Origin of the sequence: Pontibacter sp. 13R65, from assembly GCF_047525655.1 — a bacterium.
Lineage (GTDB): Bacteria > Bacteroidota > Bacteroidia > Cytophagales > Hymenobacteraceae > Pontibacter.
The window spans coordinates 59139-76499 of record NZ_JBLIQL010000024.1; the positions used below are offsets into that span (position 1 = coordinate 59139).

Annotated in this window: 12 protein-coding genes; 2 read left to right on the top strand and 10 right to left on the bottom strand. The window is 43.9% G+C overall.

Translation table 11 applies throughout. The features are described 5' to 3' along the window. Nucleotides 1-346 precede the first annotated feature (346 nt). The 8 genes from ACMA1I_RS20155 to ACMA1I_RS20190 form a co-directional block, all read right to left on the bottom strand. Nucleotides 347-2827 (bottom strand): hypothetical protein, encoded by a 2481-nt coding sequence (locus tag ACMA1I_RS20155; RefSeq protein ID WP_337070280.1) that lies wholly within the window; start codon nucleotides 2825-2827, stop codon nucleotides 347-349. Further along, nucleotides 2817-4202 carry a TIR domain-containing protein gene (locus ACMA1I_RS20160; protein WP_337070281.1) on the bottom strand — a complete coding sequence of 462 codons (1386 nt, stop codon included), beginning with the start codon at nucleotides 4200-4202 and terminating at the stop codon, nucleotides 2817-2819. Before ACMA1I_RS20160 ends, ACMA1I_RS20155 begins: the two co-directional genes overlap by 11 nt. Nucleotides 4203-4651: 449 nt before the next feature. Then, on the bottom strand, nucleotides 4652-4972 hold the full coding sequence (locus tag ACMA1I_RS20165) for a hypothetical protein (protein WP_414703953.1): 321 nt from the start codon (nucleotides 4970-4972) through the stop codon (nucleotides 4652-4654). Further along, nucleotides 4962-5183 (bottom strand): hypothetical protein, encoded by a 222-nt coding sequence (locus tag ACMA1I_RS20170; protein WP_337070283.1) that lies wholly within the window; start codon nucleotides 5181-5183, stop codon nucleotides 4962-4964. Before ACMA1I_RS20170 ends, ACMA1I_RS20165 begins: the two co-directional genes overlap by 11 nt. A 436-nt stretch (nucleotides 5184-5619) precedes the next feature. Further along, nucleotides 5620-10980, bottom strand: coding sequence for a CHAT domain-containing protein (locus ACMA1I_RS20175; protein WP_337070284.1), 5361 nt, complete (start codon nucleotides 10978-10980; stop codon nucleotides 5620-5622). Between the two features lie 428 nt (nucleotides 10981-11408). Beyond that, entirely contained in the window at nucleotides 11409-12524 is a 1116-nt protein-coding gene (locus ACMA1I_RS20180; RefSeq protein ID WP_337070285.1) for a competence protein CoiA family protein, read from the bottom strand. A 106-nt stretch (nucleotides 12525-12630) separates the two neighbouring features. Further along, nucleotides 12631-12996, bottom strand: coding sequence for an HIT family protein (locus ACMA1I_RS20185; protein WP_337070286.1), 366 nt, complete (start codon nucleotides 12994-12996; stop codon nucleotides 12631-12633). Beyond that, entirely contained in the window at nucleotides 12993-14003 is a 1011-nt protein-coding gene (locus ACMA1I_RS20190; protein WP_337070287.1) for an HNH endonuclease, read from the bottom strand. The genes ACMA1I_RS20185 and ACMA1I_RS20190 overlap by 4 nt, the downstream gene beginning before the upstream one ends. Nucleotides 14004-14090: 87 nt before the next feature. On the opposite strand from ACMA1I_RS20190, the gene ACMA1I_RS20195 reads away from it, so the two are divergent. Then, on the top strand, nucleotides 14091-15221 hold the full coding sequence (locus ACMA1I_RS20195; RefSeq protein WP_337070288.1) for a hypothetical protein: 1131 nt from the start codon (nucleotides 14091-14093) through the stop codon (nucleotides 15219-15221). 179 nt (nucleotides 15222-15400) lie between these two features. Continuing rightward, nucleotides 15401-16945, top strand: a complete 1545-nt coding sequence (locus tag ACMA1I_RS20200; RefSeq protein WP_337070289.1) for an IS1182 family transposase — start codon at nucleotides 15401-15403, stop codon at nucleotides 16943-16945. Between the two features lie 119 nt (nucleotides 16946-17064). Here ACMA1I_RS20200 and ACMA1I_RS20205 read toward each other — a convergent pair whose 3' ends face one another. Next, nucleotides 17065-17202: a hypothetical protein gene (locus ACMA1I_RS20205; RefSeq protein WP_337070290.1), complete on the bottom strand. Its 138-nt coding sequence runs from the start codon at nucleotides 17200-17202 to the stop codon at nucleotides 17065-17067. A 67-nt stretch (nucleotides 17203-17269) separates the two neighbouring features. After that, on the bottom strand, nucleotides 17270-17361 hold a 92-nt coding region (locus tag ACMA1I_RS20210), incomplete at its 5' end, for an IS3 family transposase (protein WP_414703917.1).

Sequence of the window (17361 nt, forward strand, 5' to 3'; positions counted from 1 at the left end):
CTTCATACCAAATGGAGCGGCTTTTTTGGTTCGATAAAATCAATATCTTCCCCATTAGTAGGCTGGTGTTGTGGTATCTAAATTTTTATATCCATTTCTTACAAAACTGTTACACTAGGAGATATATGTTTTATAAGTTCTTCTCCAACGATCAATCAAAACATCTGGTCCTATGCAGTTCTATGGTTAGTGAACTGACACTTTTATCAAAGCAACAGCTACATAAGCTAAGGTTTTGATTTGCAAAAGTGGAGGCTCTTTCACGAGGTACTTCTATTTCTACTTCTTCGTACTTGCTTTTCAGCTTCTTTTAGTTGTACAACCTAATAGTGTTAGAAGAAGCAATTTAATATTTGTTTAATATTTTACTCTCACGCTGTTCTTGTAAAATGGAGCCGAGAGTTTTAACATCCCATTTTCGTATTATTCCATTAGATGTGGTTGTTATTAACTGTAGACTTTGGCTATATTGATCAAAAGCAACATCGATGACAGAATTTTCGTGTTGCATCACACTTATTACTTTTTCTGAATTAATATCCCAAATGCGGGCAGTATTGTCGTCACTTGCTGTTGCTAAAAGTTTTGAGTTGGGACTAAAAATAAGTTTTCTAATTCTATCTTCGTGACCAATTAACCGGCTAATTGGCTTCAATTCATTTGTTCTCCATATGACAACTGAACCCTCTAAGTCAGCCATTGCTAAATACTCACTAGTTAAATCAAAATTTGCTGATGTAATGTATCTTCCTTCTGGAAGGTTAATCTGTCTTCCGTTTACTAAATCAAATAGTTCTGCTCCTTTATCTTCACTAACTGTCACCATATACCTTCCATTGGGACTAGATACACTTCCGGCTGCTTGATAGCCAAGCTTTACTTGTTTTTCTTGTTGATTTATAGTTTTTTGTTGTTGATTAATTGAGTCAGCTCTAGCATTAGAAATTTTTATTTGAGCAACCAATGATGCATTTGCTTTTTCTGCTAATAATTTCTGTTTCTCCGCTTCCTTTTGTGCTCTTACTGCATTTGCATACTGATGCATAGCATAATTTAGTGCATCCTCAAGCTCTTTGCTTTGAGTTATTAGTTTACGGCTTTGCTCTTCGAGTAGTATATTTTTTTGTTCAAGCTGTTTTGCGAAATAAATTACACTGTCTCTTTCTGCTTTAGCTAGTTGTTCTTGCAGCTGTGCATATTTGTTGTATTCTTCGGCTTGTTTTAATGAAATATTAGCCTCCTTTCGTTTCTGAAGCGAATAAACGAACATTCCTACAAAAGTCGCTAATAGGATAACAGCAACTATTCCTCCTAATAACAGCCTCTGAGAACGCTTTTGTTCATGAATAGTCTGACTAGATTGAATATAAGCAAGTAATGTATCTGAATAACCTAGACCTGATCCCTCCGGGCTGTTGATCCAATCCAATGCTTCTTTTAACTCAGTTTGGTCCAAAATAAGTCTTCTACGGTCTCTACCTAATCTAACCCATTCAGCAGCTTTATCCTCCAAAATTTGTCCTATTCTCTGAGCTGCAGGTTGAAGAAGCAACCACTCATCATTTGATTTCCGGATTGGTTGGATAAGACGATCATGGCTCAATTCATACCATATTTCTCCACCCCGTAGTTCTGCTCTTATAAGCCGATGGTTTTCAAGTTCACGAACCGCAATTTTAGGTATGCCAAAAACTGAATTCTCTTTACGACTACTAAAAACAGTACTACGTGTACCTTCTGGAGTTATAAGTATTCGGCCAAACCAGGAGCGAAGGGCTCCTTCTGTAGTTTTAAGAGTTGAAAATTTTTCACTTCTATTAGTAGCTTCAACTGCTTTTCTTATGCCAAATTCGTAAAACTCTGATAAGGCATTATTTACATTTCCAAAGAATTTAACATCATCAACTGTAACTTTTATTTCTTTTACTCCTAGATTAACTTTTTCTTTAAAGGATGCTTCTAATTTTCTCCACAGTGTTTGACAAACCACTTGTAAATGAACTGGCTCAACATATGGCCCAAGTATTTGTCTTTCTCCTTTTAACTCCCTTACAATAATTGTTCTTAAGCTATCTATAATTCTATCTAATGCATCTGGTTCAAAACTATAGTTTACTAATTCAGAGCTATTTATCTTCTCTAAAGGTTTTTCAATTGCTGCTCTAGCAGAATATTCGTTAAGTCTTGATAATCGGTAACGAGTATTTAGCTTTTCTGGCAGCTTAGGCGCAAATGGATCAAGCTCTGCGATATAATCTTCACGCATAGCAAAAACAACGCGTAATAAAGGGTCATTTTTGAGCAAATAAGATATCTGCTCAAAGAAGTCTTGTCTATCATCAAACCTTTCGGGATAGATTGTAAATATCTCTTCAAATTGATCGAATATTAGTACGCGAATTGGATTTATATCTCTTTTGCTATAATTAGGTTTGGCCTGTAAATAATCTTTAAAATTTATACTGCTGTGATTGGATGTACTGAGTTTCTTTGGTAGCAGGTAATTGAGAGCATTGAAAATGTAAATATTTGCTTCAACAGGAAAATCAGAAAGTTCCGTTGTTTGCCCACGTACCCGAGCGGGAGGAAACACCTCAAGTTTACGCCGTTTTAGTAATGGAACCAGACTCGCATTTAATAAGGATGTCTTCCCTGCCCCTGATTGTGCATATAATAACACAATTGGATGTGCTATTATAAGAGAAGCTAGTTCAGTTGTTTCCTGTTCTCTACCAAAAAAAAATTCTTCATCTAACTCTTCAAAAGGTCGGGGCCCAACATAGGGTTCCTTAACATGACTTCCAACATTCTTATTTCTATTTTCCATAACCAGAGTCCTGCCATCGTTTTTTTAATTCTGCAATGAACTCTTGACATGTTTTCCAAGAAACCCTAATGTTGTGGTTCTTTAGATATCGCCCAAAATAGTTTTTAGCTTTGCGTTTTTGTTCTAGTGTCGCTTCGTCCCCGATTGGAGTGAGTTGTACAGAAAGGTGGACTTTATAAGGACTTATTTTTAAATAATTCACAAGAGTGCGAAACAATATTCTAAAATCCCAATCATCAAAACGATACCCAAGCAGTAATATTGAGGCATCAGTAAGTGATTGCTGAACCATTGGGGGAATAAGTCCAGGATATTTTGAAACATTAACTAGGAAGTCTAGGTAATCATCTTCTGTAACAACCAAAGCTCTCTTATTGATACTATATCCATAAAGATGGAAAACTACAGGGTTTGCTATATCTGGTTGAAAACCTGTATTAAATATTGACAACTCTTCACAGCGGAGGGGGTCATCCCACCTGCACAAATCCCTCCTAGGCTGTTTATTACAAAACTGAAGAGCTTTGAAGACAAAGTCATCATAATTTGTAGTTATGTAATAAGGAAGAGGTAAACTAGCTAATATACGGTGAGGTTCATCTGGATTAGTAAAGTTCGGAGCCGCAAGCTCCCCTAATCGCTTCACTATTTTACTCTTTGGCTCTATTGATCCCCATGTTAGAGAACGAAATTGTGCTGCTAATGTTAAGCTTCTTAAGTCTGCAAAAGGATATTCAGGGCTGCCTGACCATTCCTGTACAAGTCCAGTGTAAGGGAAAGTTTCAGAATAAATTCCTGGCCCTATAATAGGGGTACAACTTTGTTCATTTATTCTATCTAATAAAAACTCCCAATCCTCATCTTCTAAATCCTCTGGTTCATCTTCATTTTTAAAACGTTCTATTGTATTTGAATCATCTTTAGGTTGTATAGCACCAGGAGGAGTAACATTAATATTTGTAGCTCCTAAAGTTGTTAAAAGCTTTCTCCATTCCCGAGCCTGATCTTTTTGATTAGTCCAGTTGATAGGAATCAGCCCTCTAATCCTTTCAGGCAGTGTTGTTTCCCTTAATAAAAAAGGTATTAACGTTGAATTTCTTCCACCTGGATCACGCCGACGGGCTGATAGGCTTTCAAATTCCACCATGCGTCCTTCCTCAAAATACTCAGGACTTATGATACATATAATTTGTCTAGATTCTGTGCCAGCTCTTTCCATTTCTAACATTAAATCTCGACCGGGAACAAAATCTTCAACATCTAAACAAACTTTTAACCCAGCATTTATTAATGCTGGGTATAGCTGTTCTCGAACCCACTCTTGGTCTGGAGTTATCCAACGGTAGCTAATAAAAACATCATAAGGAAAGGGCATATAGCAATAGTTAAATAGTATATTCTACACTTAATTTATTTTGAAATAAAACCTGGAAACCTCAGTAATATTTTATTAATTCAGGATCTGCTAAATTTGTTAGATATAGAATTTTTTTGGTTCCTATAAGGTTAACTTATTAAGGAACCTATTAACTAAGGGGTTATATTCTCACAAAAGCTTAAGCTATTATAGGGTTAGGAACAGAAAATTTTTTAACCCTAATTTCTATTGAAGAAAAATAATGAAGTAGGTCATTGAAAACAATACTGATTTTTCAGTATTGTTTTCAATGACCTACTTCATTCATCAGTGCAATACTGGTTAAATAAAAATTATTATAATAAATGGTTTATCGTCTCTCTTCTTCCACAAAAAAACTGCTGATTAAGATTAAATTCTTGTGGATAAAGGTACTGTTTTGAAAGTCAAGTATTTAGTTGAATTTTTCATATCTTTCTCTTACCTGGAAGAGAGCTTCTGGCCGATAGGTGCGGGATGTTCATCTTGTGTAGCCCTGCTTGGCGGGCTACTTTGTTTTGGTCTGCTGCGCAGACACCTGAAAGAGAGGCTCCGACCTCCAGGCTAAGGATAACCTTCTGTGGGTCTGCCTCCGGCCCCTGATACTTATTTTCCTGCCAAGCTTCATCTCGTTTCCACAAAGTATAAATCAACACCAACAGCTTCTTTTGCACGACCACGTAGGCCAGCACCACATTTACCCTCCGCCCCTGCTGGTGCATTGCCCAGGCCAAGGCTTCATAATACACCCCCGGTGGCTTCCATGATCACCACCAGCTCCACCTGGGTGTCTTCCCACCTGCGCAGCCATTTGTTGAAGGCAGCCAACCCCTGAGCGGAGTTGGCAAAACTGTGGGTGGCTTTCACCACCACCCGATGCTCTTGCGTCAACACCGAAAAACAGGCGCCGAACTTGTCTTTGGCGATGTCGGCACTCACCGACTGCTTGAAGATTTTCATAGCTGGAGACATTAATAGATGAAACAGGAGACTCCAAACCTATTGCTCTTCCCCTGACTTCACCCATCATTTTATCCAAGGTTACCTCAGCATGGAGACACCTGTAAGTACTGTTCAGCCTTTCAGGAAGAAGCCCTGCCGGAAGGATGTCCCTTTACATCGCCATATCACCAGGTGTATGTCGTTCAATTGCATTGGCCTTTCGGTAGCAGGCTTGTTGAAAGCAAAAATTGAATTCTCTCCGCTTATTGTAAAGATATGAGGTTCGATATTCGATCTTTTGGTCTACTACAGCAAAAAAACGGCTCCATTTCATGTGGAGTCGCTTTTTTGGATCGATATGTTTTCCCTTCGGTTTATTCATATAGTACCTTTCATATTACCAGCTCCCCTGAAAATAGGATATTCAAGTACTGATACTTACTTAAATAAATGGTCACACCAACACTTCCAGATCGATTATCAACCTCTCCACTATTTCTATACATTCCCTCGACTTATTCTCACCCATTGTTAAAGCATCTTTCAATGACTCCAGATGTTCAATCTCCGCCTGCCTTTGTCCTTCACTGCCTATCATTGCCCAAGCGGACGTATATTGCTCCACAATGCTGTCATATGTAACATTTCTGTCCCCTAGCAGACGAAGGCAAAGCAGGAGGTTTGCTTCCGCTATCCAATCCCAGTATTCCCTCTCTTGGTCTTCCTTTAAATGAGTATTCTGCAACTCAATACCAAGCGCTTCCAGCGCATTCTTCTTTTTAGGAAGAGGATCTTTACCCCAGGAGCGTACACCCGCAAGAACCAAAGCATTCTCTATTGATAGCCAGTTAGTAAGTGGGTAATACTTAGCTTTATTGCCTGTTGATTCATATGCTTTCCTATAATAGGATGCTGCACATTCATACGCAGCTTGCTTCTCCTGCCCTTGGCTAATCATCGCAAGCCTTTTATAGGCACTGCCCAATAAATTCGAACGCTCAACAGTTTCTCCAAAGCTTTTTAAGCTTTCCAGCTTTGCAATAGCTTCTTTTGTAGCAATTATGGCATCCTGTACTACTTGCTGGTTACTTAATCCTGCCTCCTTAACCTTTTGAGCGTGAAATTTGATTTGAATGTTGCAGTACTTCTCTGTTGCCGAAAAAGAGAAACTGGCCTTTTCCTCTTTCCAAAGCTCCTCAAACTTAGCTAGGGCTAGCTCATATTTGTTCAGCGAACTGTACAGGAAAGCCTGAAGCTCTATAATACGCCCGCTCCGGATATTCGCCTTTGCAAGAGCAGAATCAATGGCATCCATCGTTTGGAGAATCACCTCTGGGTCATAGCCGCCCCTTGCCACCTTGTTTAGCAAGTTGCTCAGCTCTATTTCTGCCTCATCCGCAATAATGAAGTCAAAAGCCACCTTGTCTTCCTGAGTATTACCAGATAATTTGTAGAAAGGGTCCCCATAGCATTGATATGCTCCCCAGGTATTGTTCCTAGGCCCATATGTTTCAAATACTTTTTTCCGCGCTTTCTTGATCGCTTCACCAAAGCTGCAGCCCTCAAACATACTATCGTAAAACCGCTCGGCAAACTCCAGCGCTGCACTGTCATTCACTGCCCATCCGGCTGCCACCACAGCCTTTACCCCTATCTTAATCAATTGAGTCCCTATATTAGCGGCTAACCTGAATCGATCCTTGGTGAATTCTTCAGCGGCTCCATCTGTCTGGCCCAGATAGCAGCAGTTGACAAACACCAGTTCAGGCACATTGCTCATCTGGTCTATATAGGCTGGTGTAAGGATTGCATTAGGACCGATCAACATGCCTGTGAGCCTGTCTGGACCACTGTTAAATATACCATGCCCGGCCAAATGCACGATCTTGTAGTTCTTGTTAAACAGCTTGGAGAGAATCTGTGCTGCAGTTCCATTTAATATTTGGGTGACATCAAATCCCTGGGTAGACAAGAACTCGGCTACTTTCTCACCCTCTGTGAACGCTGCAGGAAGCTGAATGGCAGGATTCTTTAAATCAGGGTCGCCTACGACAATGGCCGTGCGCTCTACAACCGGAGTAACGCTAATGCGGTAATCCTCAGTTGCCAGTTGGCGGATCATACCGGCATTGACGCTCAGTGGCCTTGAATTCGTAATACTATCCTGCAACAGCTCCCAAGGGAAGGCGGCCGTATAGTTGTCCAAGATCCAGTTGATGTTGCTTTGCCTTTTAACCTGATCCTTAAAGTCGTTTGGGATCATCAATTCAAAGATCGATTTGGCAAGCTCAGGAGACCACTCATCCTTTCTGGACAAATCATCCAGCATCTCGGTCAACGTGTCATTGATTGTGGTCAATGTCCGCTCTTCAACCCGAGCAGCGTCAGTGGAGATTGCAAAGCGCAGAATGTTCCGCTGTTTATCCTCTCCCAACTCCTCATCTGTGTAGCGGCGTACGTTGATGCGTGTCCACCACTCCCTGGTACCGTCCATTGGAAGCCTTTCCCGCCAGCCGATGTTCTCTTTGATCCTGTCTCCATTGGTAATGATATTCAGCGAGCCCGCTTCATCTCTCTCAATGGAGTTGATAGCTTTCACGCAGGCCAGCGCCCGATCTTTATAAAGTTCTCCAAACTCAATGGTGTCAATTGTTTTAGGTGTGCTATAGAGTTTCCGGACCTTAGCATTGGCATTTTGTACGCCTTGGATTATGGCCCTTATCGAGCTTTCTATACTAAGCCCCCCATAATGTGAGCCAATCAGTAAAGCCGAGAGTCCTATGCGTTTTGTTTTTTGACCATTGGTGAGCAGACTATCTGTTCTTGTATTTAAGTTGGCCAAATACCTGACCACCCCCTGCTCCACGGTGAAGGCCAAATGGTGCTCTGTCAGAAGCCCTTGCCTGCCCAGGCCCACAATAATGGCTCCCTTGAATCCCCGTGCCTGGGTAGTTGTTACGATTTCGTTAGTACCGATGTCACCAGGATACAAGCCCAATTGATGCCTGCGGCTAAGTTCACCACCTAAATAGGAATCTATTGCCTTCTCCGCGAAGAGAATGCCATCCTTTTCGAAGTGTCCGACCATCAGCGGATACATGGCGTACTTCATGTCCCCGTTGCTCACCAGCACAGTGATAGGTACATCCCCGGAGATGAAACGACTTTCTGATTCCAAACCAAGTATCGTTCTTTCAACTCCTTCAGGCGACAGATCGAAGTCAAAAACCTCCTTAGCCCTAAATTCTTTTTCAAGGCTCCGCACTACAGGCCTGGTTCTTTTAAGTTGTGTGGTGGATCCGTTACTTAAAAGGTCCGCAATGGCCCCGAACAGTTTTGGGTCATTTGCCAGTTCACCATGCGTTACATCTGAATAGTAAACAGTATTTTGGGCAAGCATTGTCTTGGGTATACCACTGTCCCAGGTTACGCTTTCATCCCCCTCCCGCGTTGCCCGAAATTCCAGCACTGATTTATTGTTCTTTTCAGTGATTTGATAGCCGCTGATTGTTTGACTACCTCTGCGTCCCTGACCCGCTATATATACTGCCTGTCCATAATCAACTGTTGATGCATTTTGAAGAACTTGCTCCCGATAAGCTTTGAACTGATCCAGTACATCTTGATCGGGGATAGGCCATTGATTATCACCAAAGGCGCCACGCATCTTGTTCCATGTTTCCTGCTTGGAAAAGTCATTCCCGTCATCAGTGGTCAGTGGCAGTAGACTGAGAAGCCCAGGAAACTTACAGAATATTTCTATTAGGTCTTTCTGTGAATTATCAAAGTCAATGAAGTCAAGCTTCTTGATTATAGAGTCCAGTCCGAATAGTACATAAGGAATGCGAAACGATCCTCCCAAAGGTGACCCCAGGAACACCAACCGGAAGTCTTTACTTGCCTTCAGCTTTCTCCAGGTAGATTCATGGTTAATCATAAAGTCCCTGATCAATACCCCACCCATGGAATGGCCAATAAGCTTGATTGGCTGCCCGTATTCCATCAGTTGCTCAATTTTCCTACTAAGGCTTGCCGCACTATCCACCATGTGGGTGCGCCAGTCAAAGGGGAAGGTGACTACATCATAATCCCGCTTCAAGTACTCCGTTAGCTTCTTATAAGAGCTGCCTACTAAGCCGTCTGCCTTTACATTCTTATTATCGGGATTGTGCTGTAAACGTGTAAGGCTTCCAGCCACAAATCCTAAAAAGTTGATCCAAATCAGCTTATCGCTAACGCTAAGGGTACTTCCCATGATGCCTGGTAACAGAACCACAATCGGCTTTTTGCCTGTCACCGTGTCCGCGTAGACCTTGCCCCCCGGGAGCGAAAAGTTGATGTTTCTGATTTCCTCCTCTGTAAAAGCCCTTGTTTCTAACTTAGAGAAACCTGGTATGATTCTGTGGTCACTGTTCTGGAGCGCTAACAGTAAGGCGTTTTGCGTCTTGTCGTTTTTAAAGTAATTAAAATGACTCACGGCTACGCCTTCGTCAAAGAAATATTGTACTGTGTTGGGAGCCCGCTTAGCACCATTGTACATAGAACGTGTGTCCACGACAAAATCATTATCATCCCAAAAAAACAGATTCGATAGCAATACCTTCAAAGCCTGCCAACGGAGGCTCATCTTGGCATCTCCTGATATGATGATAAGTGGGGTGTTAACTGTGATATCAGGATTAGCATTGTTCAGCATCTGGTTAAATGGTGACCTTGGATTCTGAACTTCAAGCCCCGGCAGCACGGATGCATCGTCTTTACTTTCTATTAAGGCGGCTATAAGGTCTTTGAATGCCATGTAGATCGGGTTTGCTGATTGCCCGGTGGCTATCCCTATGACATTGAAGATGACATTAAAGTAAATATCCAAACGTCTGGAGGCAAGTGTGGTGCCGCTAGCGGTGCAGGCAACCCTAATAAATTTATCAATGGTGATATCTTTACCAAGAATGGCCTTTTCAATTTCTTCTATTAGTTGGAGATCACTTTCGCGCTTGTGTTTTCGAAGGTAGTTCTTCTCTTTAGCCGAGAAGCCACGTTGTACAGAGTCACTTGTACAAAACCTGTTTAAGATATCCCCTACCAAACCTCCGCGGGAGTGGCTGATAATAGTAAATGTTGCTTGTTGAGGTAATTGACTTACTAGTTCCAGTACGTTCTGCAGAGGGCTTTTCGTAAGCGTTTCATGCTCAAATGCCAGTACATTGTTCTTGAATGTCTGATGAATGAATTTCCATGTTGCTGTACCCTTTAACTCCCTAAAAGAACCGGTAGTAGAAGAGGCTGTGCCATGCAGAAACAATAAGTACCTGCCAACTATATCGAAGGATTGCTGCTCGAAACCAAATTCGCTTGTAAGTTTATATAGGCCACTCCTTTTAGCTAACAGTTTTTCTTCTAGTTCGCCAGCCAGCTTCTTGACTAGAGGAGAAAGAGCAGTTCTTTTTGTAAAAATCTTTACAAGTTTTAGAGTTATCTTCGAAAATATTCCACTTCGGCTCTGCTCGTCAACATAAAGCTCTGTGGGAATGATAAGTGCTTTTTCCCCAATTTCATTTTCACTTCTTCTCAATTGGGCTGAGGTGCCTGGAAATATTTCATCTAATGTTGTATTATCCCCAAACCACACAGTGTCGTCATCAAAGACAAATTCGACAACCTTATTTTCGTCTAACTCACTAGATGAAAGACTATCATATTCCCCACGAGTAGTAGAACCAATAAGGAATGTTTCCTCTATCAATAACTCCTGTGTATTGTCTGTAGGTGTATTGTCAACTCTTGTACCAGGTATTTTAATTTTCAATATTTCCATGAGGATCTTTTGTTAAAGATACTGTTAATGATAGGAGTGGTGATACCACAAAAGCATGAATTGTCTTCGACTTAGAAGCAGAAAATTTTAGGCTATAATATTAATTTAAGAAAAATAGTGAAGTAGGCCAGTATATACAATACTGAAAAATCAGTATTGTATATACTGGCCTACTTCACTAACTGAATAGTTGTGACTTAGTATAAAGCCCTAGTATAAATGATTTATTGCCCCTCTCCTTCTTCTAAAAAATTGCTCATTACGGCTAAATCCTTTTAGGTAAGGTTCAATAATTCACACCTACGTACTACATGAAAGGCCTTTAGCTATCGCTAAAGGCCTTTTTTTATGCACTTCGGACACTATTCGGACGCTAAATTTGTATTGTAAGTGCTTTTTCAGGATCTAATTGTCGCTAGTATATTAAGCTAACCCTTTATATATTCACATACCTGGTATCTTTTATCTTCTATCCTGTAAGTATCTACTGCATGCTTACAACCCCTACACCTACCTACAGCTGATTGGCCCCATAGCTTCTTAATTTGCTTCAGACCAGCAAATAGAAAGTTATTCAATCGCATAGCCTGCTCACTTAAATTTTCAGCTTCTGTCCTTGGTGGATAAACATAGATCTTCTCACCATCAATATATATACATTTGCCATTCGGCGGATAAGAGTAAAACTCTCCATTCCAGTACTCCCCATCCATGATCCGTTTAAGAATGTTGTGCCGCCTGAATCCTTCATCAAGCGCATCTAGAGAAGAGATCCTTAAAGGACATCCCCTAACATTACCGTTTTGAACCGAAAGAATACTATAATTTTTACTTGCTTTGTAGGCGTAGTGCTTATTGATAATTCCTTTCTTTCGCTTCTCCTCCTCTTCTAGCTTTTGCTTTTTAAGCAACTCCTCTTTTGCCTTCAACCTCTCTTGGTCTTTTAGGTAAACAGAATCGAGCCTTGGGTTGTGCAGCCAATATTTTAACCGTGTATCCGAGCCCAAAAAAGCAATCAGCTCAGCTTCGTCTAGATCTTGACCAGCTAGGCTAACCTCTATACATGGCAGTCCTAACCTCCTTAACTTCTCAAGCTTATTTAAGTCTACAAAATGAGTGTTAGCAAACTCTATTAACACTTTTTTACCATCTTTGATCCCTATAGCATCAGCAATAATTAAGTCTGCCCCATAGCCTACTGTCTTCTCTAATACAACCTCATCAAATGTTACGCACCTTCCTGTCTTGAACAAGGAGGCGCTATTATCATGCCTATAATCATGATGATAGTTAGGCAAGTATATTTGCTTGGTCTTAAGAAGAATTGCTTTAGCAAGTAGGTGGAGAGTTGTCTCGAATGCCCCGTCGCACTCTTTTCCAGAATAATGCGCGAAGTGAGGTACTTTCTTGTTACCTAAACCGTTTTTAGCCACTAATGGGTGATGGCAGTTTGGGCAAACGCAGTTGCAGGCAAGCCCTGTTTCTACATTAAGTATGTGCTTTAGCTCTCCGCCGAGCAAGCCGTACTTCAGAAGCCTTTCCATTTTTGTAACTTTGATCAAAACAGCATGAAATCTTTTAATGCTTTACCAACGACAGTCAAATCAAATCAACAACAACCGAAACTGTAAACTATGCTTATGCTAAACTCTAGTAGTAGCCCTTGTCAGCTATACAGTGCCTCACTCCTCCCCTTGGGTTCTCCATGTCCCCAGAATATCGTGGAATCACATGGCAATGGAAATGCATCACTGTTTGCCCTGCCACCTCTCCGCAGTTCATACCAATGTTATACCCATCCGGTGAAAACTCACTCTCTATTAACTCTTTAGCTGTTATGATAAGCTCAGTTAGTTCGCCCCTTTCATCTTCATCTAATAGAAAAAAGTCAGTCTTTTCCTCATTGGAAATGATAAGCGTATGGCCAGGAGATACAGGAAAAGCGTCTCTTATTAGAAAGAAGCTCTTCCCTCTATAGATGACCCTGTCTTCGGATATTTTGCTAAACACACTCATTGTTTGTTGTTCAATTGGGTGATGAGTTTCTTGTAAAAGGGGTCCGTTGCCCGATTGTACGTGGGACTGTTTTCCCAGTACCTGTTACCTAACACTTGCCTAACATTCTCATAGTGATAGTAGGTGCTTTTTGCTCTGGCTGCTTTTGTGGCGCCCAGTGACGCTGATATCTTGTGCTTCCAGGGATGGTTGCTTCCCATGATGTTCTCATTCCGGTCAATCAGCTTTTCAAGATAGTGCTTTCCCACCAGAAAGTCTTCCTTATGGAGGTTACAGAGGCTGTGGCTTAGAACCAGGTTCCATATTTCATCATGCATTACCACCTGCCTTGGTAGCACATGGTCCACGTGGATGTCGGATGGAATCATTTGCTCCCCACAGAAAAAGCACACATTCCCCTGATAGCCGTTCAGGAAAGGAATGTTTCCTGTGATATTGGTTCTCTCGCTTCCCTTCTTGATGTATATCTCCCTTATGTCATTTGCCATTTCCCAGTTGTCATGGCCCATCTGGAAAGCACCCTCCAAAAGGCTCCACCTGGCATCAAGCTCCTTAAAAAGCTCCTCGCTGCTGCTTTCATGAATCTTGAAGAGGCTGTCGTGCAGGTACAGCTTCTTTCCATGGTCAAAGTGGTAGAACTTCTCGGCTCCCATCAGCTTGTTAACGCCTATGGTGTGGAATCTTGGGATCACATCATTGAAAGCTTCGCGCTCAACCATACTTAAAGCTTCCTCATAAGTAATAGCCCCTAACCTGAGCTGGGTGGTAATGCGCTCCATCACAGTCCTTCTGCTAGGGTTAGACTGCTGGGGCAAGGGATTAGCAGAAAGCCGATTAATGTAGTTATCAAGGTATGCTTTTGCTAAAGTAGACCACTCCAAAGACTCACTGTTATGCTTAGTTAGTTCCAACAGAGTTTTCCCAAGGGAAATTTTGTAAGTAGCCGCATTCAGCCCATAAAGTATGATGGCTTTCCAATAATCTATATCCTCAAATCTGTCACTCATACGCACCAATTTAGACCAAAAATGGTAAATAGCTAATAGTGTGTAATAAAGATATACTTTTTGCTATTATGTAGAATTAAAATATGTATGGAGAAGGTGATTATAAACAGGCAAGAGCTGTACCACATGGTCTGGAAAGAGCCCATGACCACACTAGCCAAAAGATACAGCATCTCTGACAACGGCCTCAGGAAGATCTGCATCAAACTTCAGGTCCCGCTTCCCAAGAAAGGCCATTGGATGAAGGTGAAGGCAGGCAAAAAAGTAAAAGTGACTCCACTGCCTCTCACCTACAAGGGAGAACAGGAGGTGAGGCTAACCGTCAGAGAAGACGGCGAGGCTTATGACCCCACAGGCCTCTCTGCGTTGGCTAGGGTGCAACGAGACCTAGAGGACCACAACAGGGATCTAATAACTGTCCCAGACACGATAAAGCGTCCTGACCCGCTGATTGTAGCGGCCAAAGAGGTCTTTGATCGGGAAAAAAAGAAAAGGTCTTATAACGGCCTATACTCCTGTATGAGGAGCCTTAATATTCATGCCTCGCCTGCAACCGCTGCCAGAGCATTCCGCTTCATGGACACGCTCATCAAAGCCTTAAAAGCGCTGGGGAATGATGTGGTTGTGGAGTATCAAAGCACCTACGCAGTCATCGAAAGCGAACGGTTTGAGATCGGGGTGCGAGAGAAGCTGACAAAGTACACTATTAAGTGCGGCACCTGGGACAGTTCAGAATATAAACCCTCCGGCCTCCTGTCATTTTGGTACAAGAACTTTGGCACAAAGGAGTGGGCTGACGGGAAAAAACCACTTGAAGATCGATTATCAAGAATCATCGCCACCCTACAGCTAAAAGGCAAGCAGGAGCACGCAGAGAGGCTGGAGCGGGAAAGAAAGCAAGCTGAGCGAGAGGAAAGAGAAAGAACGTACCGCGAGATGGAGGCTAGGCAGGAAAAAGAGCTGGCAAACCTTAATAACATATTGGTAGAGGCAGAGCGCTGGCGGCAGGCAAAGGTCATGCGCGACTACGCTAACGAGGTAGAGAGGGCTGCTCGCAACAACAACATTTATACCGAACAATTAGGCGAGTGGGCTGAGTGGGTGCGTAAAAAGGCAGACTGGCACGACCCGCAGGTAAAGCGTCAAGATGAACTGCTGACAGAGGTGGATTGGGAGACATTGAACCTAAAAAAGAAACCCTCCTACTTCTTTTGGTAAGCTAGTGCATGCCCTTTAGAGCAGACAGCCCTGCTCAGGTGCTGGCTCAAACACTTCGGCAAATAAAAAACAGAACATATATCTAAATGTAATAAAGGGAGTGTAATCTAAACTGTGTGCCTGTTGCACAACAGGCTGGATATAGGCGTAAACGGAGATAGTACCAAATCTCTTAGGCGATGCAAGGCAGGAAAACTTTCGAGGACGAGCGGCAGCTACACTTCTCGCTCTCAGCACATGTGCCGGAACATAACTTTTACCGGCGACTCAAGGACAGGCTGGATCTTTCGTTTCTCTACGAGCTGACAGCCCCTTATTACGGCCGCTGCGGCCAGCAGTCCATCGACCCGGTGGTGTTTTTCAAGCTCTGCCTGGTAGCTCACCTGGAAAACATCGCCAGTGACCGCCGCCTCATCGAGCACTGCAGCCTGCGCCTGGACCTGCTCTACTTCCTCGATTACCAGCTCGACGAGCCCCTGCCCTGGCATTCGACTGTTTCCCGCACCCGACAGCTGCTGCCAACAGCGCTCTTCGAGGAGGTCTTCACGCGCGTGCTCTCCCTGTGCGCAGACGCCGGTATGGTGTCAGGCCACACCCAAGCGATCGATTCAGCTTTGATCAAAGCCAACGCCTCGATGGGCTCCCTGGAGCTGAAGGTCCCCCCCGAGCAGCTCGAGGCCCGCCTCCAGCAGGTGAGAACCTTCAGCAGCGCCGACCGCAGCGCCCGCCACGACAAGGCCCCGCTGGAGCAGCGCACCCTCACGGCCAGCCAGCAGCAACTGCACGTGCTCGGTTACCTGCACCGTAAGTGGCGCTCGGAGCAGAACCTGCGTCCGGGCGGCTTCAACAAGGGGGCCAAGTACACCTCCAACAAGACCCACTACTCGCCGGTGGACCCCGATGCCCGCATCGCTGTCAAACCGGGCAAGGCCCGCAGGCTCTGCTACCACCTGCAGCTTTCAGTCGATGCTTCCCGCCACGTGATCAGCCATGTGCTGGCCGACCACGCCGACCGTAAGGACAGCCGCTGCCTGCCACACCTGCTCGGAGGGCTCACCCACCGGCTCGGGCAACTCGGCTTGAGGTGCACGTCGCTGCTGGCAGACACCGGCTACTCCTCGGGCGAGAACTACGCCCTGCTGGAAAAGGAGGCCATCGCGGCCTTCATCCCGCCCCACGGCAAGTACAGGAACGGTCCCGAGGGCTTTACCTACCAGAAGGAAGGGGACTTCTTCCTGTGCCCGGAGGGCAAGATAGCCGCCTTCCGCCAGGAGGTCATCAAAAACAACAAGGTCCACTCCAGGCTGTACCGTACCACCCGCCAGGACTGCAGGGAATGCCCTTTGAAAGCGAGCTGCTGTGGCAAAAACCACGAGAAGAGAATCGCCATCACCTCCTACCGCGACGAGTACGAACGCACCATCACCCGCACCCGCAGTCGCTGGGGCCGGCGCATGAAACGCCTGCGGCAGGCCACCGTGGAGCCGGTGCTGGGCACGCTGCTAAACCACATGGCCATGCGCAAAATCAATACCCGGGGGCTACAGCTGGCCCACAAAGGGATGCTGGTGGCCGCCGCTGCCTACAACCTGCAAAAATTGCTGCACTTTACCCCGAAAAGAAGCCAGACAGCCATCATGGCCCTGCCCAGAGCAGTCGGTCTTTTTTGGCTTCTATTTTTGGCTAGACCAACAGGTAGCCGTGGAAAAAGGAATAGAGAGTAGAACGTACACAAAGGTTGTGCAACAGGCACCTGTGTCATTTCCTTATTTCAGTTTACTGGCCCTTTTGCTGTTCTGGCGTGAGTCCATACAGCAAAAGGGCCAAACTTTTGAAGTGCGTTTCACTTCAAATCCAGCTGCATCCTGTCCCCGAACCAGATCGCTAGCTGCTGAGCCGTCTGGCTCCAGTTGGCAAGCGGCATGACCCACTTCTTGCTGATGTTCTGATGCGAGAGGTAAATGAGCTTCAAGAGGGCCATGTCCGAGGGGAAAGCCCCCTTGGTTTTGGTCACCTTTGGAATTGCAATGTTTTACTGGAGACTTTTTTCAGGCAGCCACTGTTTGATTGTATAGGAGGTTTTCATACTGGCAAGGAGTCATGTAGCCCAGAGCTGAATGCCTCCTTTTCCGGTTATAGA

What these genes read in the sequence shown, in the direction of transcription:
- ACMA1I_RS20155 (WP_337070280.1), bottom strand. Translation starts at nt 2,827, where the DNA reads ATGGAAAATAGAAATAAGAATGTTGGAAGTCATGTTAAGGAACCCTAT.
- ACMA1I_RS20160 (WP_337070281.1), bottom strand. Translation starts at nt 4,202, where the DNA reads ATGCCCTTTCCTTATGATGTTTTTATTAGCTACCGTTGGATAACTCCA.
- ACMA1I_RS20170 (WP_337070283.1), bottom strand. Translation starts at nt 5,183, where the DNA reads ATGAAAATCTTCAAGCAGTCGGTGAGTGCCGACATCGCCAAAGACAAG.
- ACMA1I_RS20175 (WP_337070284.1), bottom strand. Translation starts at nt 10,980, where the DNA reads ATGGAAATATTGAAAATTAAAATACCTGGTACAAGAGTTGACAATACA.
- ACMA1I_RS20180 (WP_337070285.1), bottom strand. Translation starts at nt 12,524, where the DNA reads ATGGAAAGGCTTCTGAAGTACGGCTTGCTCGGCGGAGAGCTAAAGCAC.
- ACMA1I_RS20185 (WP_337070286.1), bottom strand. Translation starts at nt 12,996, where the DNA reads ATGAGTGTGTTTAGCAAAATATCCGAAGACAGGGTCATCTATAGAGGG.
- ACMA1I_RS20190 (WP_337070287.1), bottom strand. Translation starts at nt 14,003, where the DNA reads ATGAGTGACAGATTTGAGGATATAGATTATTGGAAAGCCATCATACTT.
- ACMA1I_RS20195 (WP_337070288.1), top strand. Translation starts at nt 14,091, where the DNA reads ATGGAGAAGGTGATTATAAACAGGCAAGAGCTGTACCACATGGTCTGG.
- ACMA1I_RS20200 (WP_337070289.1), top strand. Translation starts at nt 15,401, where the DNA reads ATGCAAGGCAGGAAAACTTTCGAGGACGAGCGGCAGCTACACTTCTCG.
- ACMA1I_RS20205 (WP_337070290.1), bottom strand. Translation starts at nt 17,202, where the DNA reads ATGGCCCTCTTGAAGCTCATTTACCTCTCGCATCAGAACATCAGCAAG.